General features: G+C 66.2%; 8 protein-coding genes and 2 pseudogenes. 1 reads left to right on the top strand and 9 read right to left on the bottom strand.

The window, feature by feature from the left end; all coding sequences use genetic code 11:
- Both AB0873_RS31180 and AB0873_RS31175 read right to left on the bottom strand, forming a co-directional pair.
- Positions 1–758, bottom strand: a pseudogene (locus AB0873_RS31180) (transposase); the annotation flags it as partial.
- A gap of 733 nt (positions 759–1491) precedes the next feature.
- Positions 1492–1842, bottom strand: coding sequence for an Lsr2 family protein (locus AB0873_RS31175; RefSeq protein WP_366604270.1), 351 nt, complete (start codon positions 1840–1842; stop codon positions 1492–1494).
- A 1002-nt stretch (positions 1843–2844) separates the two neighbouring features.
- Here AB0873_RS31175 and AB0873_RS31170 point away from each other — a divergent pair.
- On the top strand, positions 2845–2982 hold the full coding sequence (locus AB0873_RS31170) for a hypothetical protein (RefSeq protein ID WP_366604268.1): 138 nt from the start codon (positions 2845–2847) through the stop codon (positions 2980–2982).
- Positions 2983–4051: 1069 nt separating this feature from the next.
- Here AB0873_RS31170 and AB0873_RS31165 read toward each other — a convergent pair.
- The 7 genes and pseudogenes from AB0873_RS31165 to AB0873_RS31135 all read right to left on the bottom strand — a co-directional run.
- Positions 4052–4177, bottom strand: coding sequence for a hypothetical protein (locus AB0873_RS31165; protein ID WP_366604267.1), 126 nt, complete (start codon positions 4175–4177; stop codon positions 4052–4054).
- A 189-nt stretch (positions 4178–4366) separates the two neighbouring features.
- Positions 4367–4528, bottom strand: coding sequence for a transposase (locus AB0873_RS31160; protein WP_366604275.1), 162 nt, complete (start codon positions 4526–4528; stop codon positions 4367–4369).
- Positions 4452–5324 (bottom strand): transposase, encoded by an 873-nt coding sequence (locus AB0873_RS31155; protein WP_366604265.1) that lies wholly within the window; start codon positions 5322–5324, stop codon positions 4452–4454. Before AB0873_RS31155 ends, AB0873_RS31160 begins: the two co-directional genes overlap by 77 nt.
- A 176-nt stretch (positions 5325–5500) precedes the next feature.
- Positions 5501–5599, bottom strand: a complete 99-nt coding sequence (locus AB0873_RS31150; protein ID WP_366604272.1) for a hypothetical protein — start codon at positions 5597–5599, stop codon at positions 5501–5503.
- A gap of 66 nt (positions 5600–5665) precedes the next feature.
- Positions 5666–5926 (bottom strand): hypothetical protein, encoded by a 261-nt coding sequence (locus tag AB0873_RS31145; protein ID WP_366604263.1) that lies wholly within the window; start codon positions 5924–5926, stop codon positions 5666–5668.
- Positions 5926–6687, bottom strand: coding sequence for an IS21-like element helper ATPase IstB (gene istB, locus AB0873_RS31140; protein WP_366604261.1), 762 nt, complete (start codon positions 6685–6687; stop codon positions 5926–5928). Before istB ends, AB0873_RS31145 begins: the two co-directional genes overlap by 1 nt.
- Positions 6684–7274: pseudogene (locus tag AB0873_RS31135) on the bottom strand (IS21 family transposase); the annotation flags it as partial. The pseudogene AB0873_RS31135 and the gene istB, both read right to left, overlap by 4 nt.

The following is a 7274-nucleotide window of genomic DNA, read 5'->3' as shown; positions in this document are numbered from 1 at the left end:
ACGCCCCGGTTCTTCAGCTCGGTGAGGACCTGCAGCCAGAACTTGGCGCCCTCGCCGCCGTCACCGGCCCACAGGCCGAGGATGTCGCGGGTGCCTTCCACGGTGACGGCCAGGGCCAGGTAGATGGGCCGGTTGGCGACCTTCCCGTCGCGGATCTTCACGTGCACGGCGTCGAGGAAGATCACCGGGTAGACCGGGTAGACCGGGTAGACCGGGTCCGGGGGCCGGTTCTGCCACTCGGTCATGCCCTCGACGACTTTGTCGGTGATGGTCGAGATCGTCTGCCGGGACACATCGGCGCCACACACCTCGCCCAGGTGGGGCTGGATCTCCCCGGTCGTCAGGCCCTTGACCGACAGGGAGATCACCATGTCGTCCACCCCGAACAACCGGCGCTGCCGCGTCTTGACGATCTGCGGGGCGAAGCTGCCGTCGCGGGGCACGTCGATCTCGACCGGACCGACATCCGTCAGCACCGTCTTGGAACGGCTGCCGTTGCGGTGATTGGATCCCTCTTTGGCCTTCGCGTCGCCCTTGTCATAGCCCAGGTGATCGCTGATCTCACCCCCGAGCGCAGATTCCAGAACCCGCTTGGTCAGCTGCTACAACAACCCGCCGCCGGTCAGCTGCAGACCCGCCACCCGAGCCTGCTCCACCAACCGTCCCACTAGCTCGTCATCGACCCCATTCACCGGCGACTGCGCCGGATCCTTCGTCGCCACCACGGCAGTATCCACGGCGGTCGTCATGTCAGTCATCGGTGTCTACTCCTTGATCAGGAGACACACCGTTCGTTGTACAGACCCCGCACCGACGGCAAGTGCCGGCTGTGCGCGGCCGAGGAGTTGGCCGACGCGCGGCCGCCGCGACCGAAGCCGGGGAAGATTGCAGGTTCCCGAGCTGCGTGGCTTCGTTCCGCACCACCTAGACAGGCGGTGCAGCCCCGAGCAGACTCTGCGAACCTGCATCGTCGTCGATTCCGACCAGCGACACATGCGTGTGACCCACGAGACGACCTACCGCCATGTGCATCTGCCGGAGCTTCCGAGCACCAACCCAGAGGTATGGTGAGACGGATCGGCGCACTGCGAGTACGCAATTCCCTGCTGTGGGCCACGAGTTAGTCAGTGCACCCATCCTCTAGGCGTGACGGCGTCTGCCCCACCGGTCGAATTCCCTCCAGGGTCACCTGTGGGCCACGCAGCGCATTAACCGCGATGCCCGCCAAGCCGAACGAATCGTCGTAATAGGTGGTAATCGCCGGCCCGGAGAACCTCGCACCAGCGCGTCGCCGAAGCCAGAATTCCGCCCACCCTTCATAACCCGAGGGGCCCTGCGAGACGGCAACTCTAAGGCGCCACGCCCGCGGCCTGAACCTGATCTTGCGTCATGCTGAACTCCAACGGGCCTTCACGCTCGAGAGGCTTGAACGACCACGGGGGCCGGCGCAAGCCCGGCCACTGCGGCCGCCGACCCGCCCCTCAGCACCCGTCAACGGCCTGCCTTCGAGTGGTACTCGTCGACGATCTCCTGAGGAATGCGGCCACGGTCGGAGATGTCCTTGCCGGCCTTCTTGGCCCACGCCCGGATCGCCTTGTTCTGCTCTCTGTCGGCGGTGGCGCTGCCCCGGCCCCGGGCGGCCCGCCCGCCGACGACCAGACCGCCACGGCCCGCCTTTGTGCCATGGGCGATGTACGGAGCGAACAGGTTTCGCAAACCCTTGGCGTTGGCCTCCGACAGGTCGATCTCGTACTGAACGCCGTCGAGGGCGAACTTGACAGTCTCGTCGGCGTTTCCGCCGTCTAGGTCATCGACCAGCCTATGAATGATCTGCTTTGCCACGCCACGGTCCCTTCGATCAAAGTGCGCTTGTGAACTGGTAGCACAATAACCCATGCGATGCTTGTCGCGTCAACGGGTTGCGGTAACGACCGGGTACCTCTCACTTCGAGGATCAGATGAAGGAAGGGTTCTGGATTTGCACACATAGAAGCACGTTGCTGACATATACTCGGCTCTCGCCGCGGTGACGGAGACACAGCCGAGACTACCAACGCAATCCGAACGGCCCCCGACAGGGTCCCGGGATCAAGGGATCGAAGTAGGGCTTGCGTTGGGGCAGAGCGGGCTGTGGCCGGATAGCTGTCGCGGCAATCCCGCCGATCAGGCCTGCGAGATCCCCACCGCCCGGGGGTGGCCAAAACGTCTGCTCGGTGGCCTCGTCGCCAGTGCTGAGCAGGCATCGAGATGACGCCCGAGACCGGCCGATTGGGCGGGAAACGCCTCCGCTCGCTGTTGGCCACCTCGCACCGGGTCGTGCTTGCTCGCCGAGATCAGCCGGGAGAGTTCCGGTGCTACCCACCGGCAGAGAGTATGGGGGAGGATGACCCCTGGCCTTCCGTGGCGGCTGCTGTTGACTGCCGCATTGGGTCCCACGGTGGCCGAGTCGCTGGCGGCGTCAGCCATGGGCGAGCCGGCTGGGCCCACACCGATTCCCGGCCTGTCAGTCGCGCTGACCCGACCATCGCGCAGCCATCACAGAGGCACCGCGGACCGCGCGGGGAATGCTGCCTGCCGCAGCGCCTCGGATCGAGGGGACTGAGGCGAAGACTGGGCGGTACTGGATTCGGACGAAAGCTGGCAGTATTCCAGGATCTCCGCGCGGCACCAGCGACCGCGGCCGACAAGGCCGCATGGGAGGCGAAGAATCCCCGAAGCGATAGTCGCAAGGCGATTCACAACATTGGCCGGGCCGGTCACAGTTACTCCCGGAGGCCGATGGCAGTGGTGCCAAGCTCAACCAACCAGTCCTGATCGTTGTTGGGGTGGCATGGGGATGAGTTCATGAGCTGTCGGCACTCCCGGCCACTCCGCAGCATTGAAGGCGGCGTGCTAAAGATGCGCACCGACATGGGCAGCGTGCTCGTCGACGACGAGGACTTCCTCCACCACAGCGGTGGAAGCGTTCGTCCGCTGCGGTAAAACTTGTCCAGTAACGCCCGTCATCAACGCCATGGCTGGTGGAATCTGCCGCGCTCGTCGGGAACGCCACAGGGCTGCCCCGATTCTGGCGGTGAGTCTCCTTGCATGCCGTAGATAGCATCACTGGGCGTTGGCTCGATGCGAGGGTTGACCGGCGTAGGGTCATCGTTGTGTCACTTCGCAGCGCGTTGCGGCGACGGTTCCTCGACCGCCGCGCCGTCGGCTCCTGTCTCCGCACCGTCGGAATCGCCAACATCGCCGCCACGAACCGACATCACGCCCCGCGACAGCACCCGGCCCCTGGCCTACTCGGCATCACCTGACGACTTGCCGGGGCCCCTGGATTCCAGGCTGGGGCTTCACAACTCCCGGAAGTTCCCCAACCAAACGGCAGCGGATACGCACTGCTTCCACCCATCCAGCAGGTTCGCGTTGGTAAAGCGTTGAGGGATTTTGCACCATCGGTTTCTCGCGTGCTCCTCTCCGCTCCGCTCACCGGACCTACGCCATCTGGCAGTGCTGACGCACCGGCTTTGTCAGAGCCGCTTCCATCAGTTCCAGCACCTCCCGGAACCAGTTGCCCTCAGCTTCAACCGGGGCACAGCAACGCGCGGCGGGGGAGGAGCGGTTCCATGTCGCTCGGGGTTTGCGCGATCCGTTGACGCACCAGTTGACCGCAATCGGCCGGAGAGACCCGATGGGTGACTGCGAAACCTGCGGCGGGGTGCGGGAGTTCATGCCCGAATCGACGTTTACGGCAAGCCGCATGGACGGTTCGCCACGAGATCAGCTACAGACCTGTACGCCTGCCGGTGGATGCGGAAGCTGGGCTGCTCGGCCATTTTGATCATGACTGCTTCGCGCCTTCGTACGTTGAGCCGTGGGACATGCGCTGGCAGTGGTCGGTCGCCGCCGAGGGCGTCCGGCGTTCGCAGGCTGTGCTGGCCAACTCTCCGGATCCTCTGCAGCCACCCTTTCCGTATGCTGTTCACGAGTCTTGACTTCAAGCACCCAAGCCTTCGGGTCGGGGACTGTCCGGATCTTTGTGTGGGAGGCGGTGATCGCCTTCTCAGTTTCCGGTGATGCGCTCGCCGTAGAACATGGCGAGGGAGTTCCGGGCCTGCTTCCAGCCGCCGGTCTTGCCGGTGACGTTAGCCCGGTTCGGCCGCGGGCTGCGAATGACCAGGTAGAGCACCTTGAGCGTGGCCTGTTCGACGCCCCTATGTTTGTCAAGCAGCCGTTGGCCCGACGATCCCGATTATGATCTTGAAGATTTTACGGCCGATGTAGCGCTTCCGGCAGCGGAGGATTTCGCGTTTCGTTCGGCCTTCGGTGGTTCGTCTCTGGGCGTAGGCGCGGGTGCGTGGGTCGGCACGGAGTCTGGTCAGGGCGATCCGGAACAGTGCGGCGTTGGCCTGTCGGTTGCCGCCGCGGTTGAGGCGGCGGCGCTGGGTTTGCCTGATGAGCGTTCAACTGGGCTGACGCCGCAGAGGGCGGCGAAGGATGCCTCTCCGGTCCGCCGGTCCGGATTGTCGCCGGCAGCGATGAGTAGGGCGGCGGCGCTGTCGTGGCCGACGCCAAAGAGGTCCAGGAGGGCGCGGTGCTGTCTCCGCGACCGCGGCAGTCAGTAGCTTCTCGAGCTCGCGGATTTCGGAAGACAAGTGGCGGATGCGCTCAGCGAGTGTCCGTAACGTGGGATGGCTTGCTGCCCGCACGGTATCGAGGCCGTCGCAGGTTAGCGTCAGGCAGTGCATGACCTGGGCGTGGGTGGTCTTGCCGGCCAGTTGTTCTCGCAGGAGCGGGTCGCCGTTGACCAGCACGCCCTTGAGCTGATTGATCGCTTGGGTGCGGGCCTTGACCGCCGAATCCTTGGCGAGCTTGTAGAGCCGCATAACCTCAACCATGCCGTCGTGACTCTTCGGTGTCACGGTGGCTTGGCCGGAAAGGACAGCGCGAGCGGCCGCCTCGGCGTCGACCGTGTCAGTCTTGCCTCGCTGACGGCGCATGGAGCGGTCCGTCCGGTTCACTTCGATGACGGCGATGCCTTCACGGCGCAGTACCTGTGTGAGTCCAGCTCCCCACGAGCCAGTCCCCTCCACTCCAGCGACCGTGGGTTCGCCGTGGCCGCGGACCCATTTGAGAAGCTCCTGGGAGCCGGCGAGCGTGGTCGAGAATGACGCGGTGTCCAGCAACGCGCCCGTGGGGCTCAAGACTGCGACGACATGGATGTCCTTGTGCGTATCGACGCCGATGATGACCTCGCTGCCGCTGCGAGGTTGCTGGCGTAGTTCGTGCCGGTGCGGCAGGCTGGTTGTGGCCTGGTGCTGTTCCCCCTGGTCCAAGGGGGCGGCGGGTGGTTGGCCTCGGACCGGGGCGGGCGGTCAGAACTGTGACGGTGCCTGTCGCGAAGGCCCCTATCGGGACACGTCTGTACCGGTTCGAGGACCCAGACAGCTCCGCTGCGGCCCGCCGGCCGACAGATCGAACACGAGGCATCGAAGGCCAGTTGGGGAACGGGTCAGGCCGCGGACCGCAGTGGAGCCCGCCGATCCTCACAGTTGGGGAAGTGTCCGCGATGGCGGGTGGCCTGGCGGAACCGGGCGTTGAGCGACTCGATCGCGTTCGTGGTGTTGTCGGGGTACTCGCTGGAGTGCAGAGGTAAGTACGGCTGATCTTGCAGAGGTCAGGTGTCGTGCTGGGAGCCTGGTTGGTTGTGGTGGGTGGTGTTCTGCAGGCGTAGGCGGGTGAGGCCGAGCATGTCGATGAGCCATCCGGGTCCGCCGGTGATGCCGCGGGTGCGTAGGAGGATGTCGACCTCGTGGTGGGTCGCCGGCCCGGTGTTGGCGAGGAAGTCCTCGCAGATCTGAAGCAGCAGTGGCAGTAGATCGCCCTGGTTGGTGTCGTTGGTGGCCGCGGGGTCGTCCGGGTTGGCCGGGGTGGGCATCAGGCGACGTTCTCGATGGCGGTGAGGCGGTTCTTGAGCCGGTAGCTGGGGCCGTTGATCGGGACGACGTCGCAGTGGTGCAGGAGCCGGTCGAGGATGGCGGTGGCCAGGACCTCGTCGCCGAAGACTTGGCCCCATTCGCCGAAGCCCTTGTTCGAGGTCAGCAGGGTGGAGCTCTTCTCGTAGCGTTTGGAGATCACCTGGAAGACGAGGTTGGCCTCGGGGCGTTCGAGGGGTTGGTAGCCCACTTCGTCGATGACCAGGACGGTGGGGCGTAGGTAGGTCTGCAGCTTGCGGGCCAGCCGGCCGATCGCGTCGGCGGCTTTGAGGTGGCGGACCATGTCGTCGAGGGTGGTGAAGTAGACGGTGAATCCGGCTCGGCAGGCGGCGACCGCGAGGGACACCGCGATGTGGGTCTTGCCGACGCCGGGCGGGCCGAGGAACGCGACGTTGGCTTTGGCCTGCACGAACGCGAGGGTCGCGAGGTCACGGACCTTGCGGGGGTCCAGGTCGGGTTGGAAGCTGAAGTCGTAGTCGTCGAGGGTTTTGTGGTGCGGCAGCTTCGACAGGCGTAGCCCGGCGCGGAAGCGGCGTTCGTCGCGGACGGCGAGTTCCTCTTGCAGGACAAGGTCGAGGAACTCCAGGTAGCCCATGGCCTCGGTGTCAGCCCGGCCGGTGAGCTCCTGCAGCGTCTTGGCCAGGTGAGGCAGGCCGAGTTTGGTGGCGCTGGCGTGGATGCGGTTGGTGACCAGCTCACTCACTTCGAGACGTCCTTCAGGTGTGGGCGGTTGGTGAACGGGCTGGCCTGGGCGATCTGCTCATAGACCGACAGCGGCCGGGCCTCGACCGCGATCTGGGCGGCGGCGGCCCGGTTGAGCAGGGCTTGCAGCGGCCCCTGGCCGCCGTCGAGGCGGGCCGGTCGGCGTGCGGTCGGCTGCGGGCTGTCGGGGTCGCCGGTGGTGACGGCACGGGTGTGTCCGTCGGGCAGACCGTCCCAGTGGGTTTCGTCGATGACGCAGGCGCCGCGGCCGACGGCCCGCTGGTGCGTGGCCAGCAGCGTGGTGCCGTCCAGGCCGGGGACAGCGGCGTGGATGGTGATGGTGGCGGCGGTCGCCCGAACCTCCACGAGCTGGCGGTGGCGGACCCGGCGGGCCGGCACGGAGTAGAGGTTGCCGGCGTAGGCGACCAGGCAGTCCTTGCCGACGTGCCGCAGATGCCGGTCGGCGACCACATACGGCCGGGCGGGGATCGGTCGCAGCGCGGCGTGGTCGCGGACCGCCCGCACGCCGATGATCTCGCCGTGGGTGCGATGCCGCACGGCCCGCCGCTGCGGCACCCAGGCCACGAA

It is taken from the genome of Micromonospora sp. NPDC047707 (assembly GCF_040704235.1).
In the GTDB taxonomy this organism is placed as follows: domain Bacteria; phylum Actinomycetota; class Actinomycetes; order Mycobacteriales; family Micromonosporaceae; genus Micromonospora.
This window is presented reverse-complemented; position numbering and strand designations above follow the sequence as displayed.

Bases quoted from the DNA above. Each gene is read 5' to 3' on its own strand.
- AB0873_RS31170 (WP_366604268.1), top strand. From the start codon at position 2,845: ATGAGCTGTCGGCACTCCCGGCCACTCCGCAGCATTGAAGGCGGCGTG.
- AB0873_RS31145 (WP_366604263.1), bottom strand. From the start codon at position 5,926: ATGCCCACCCCGGCCAACCCGGACGACCCCGCGGCCACCAACGACACC.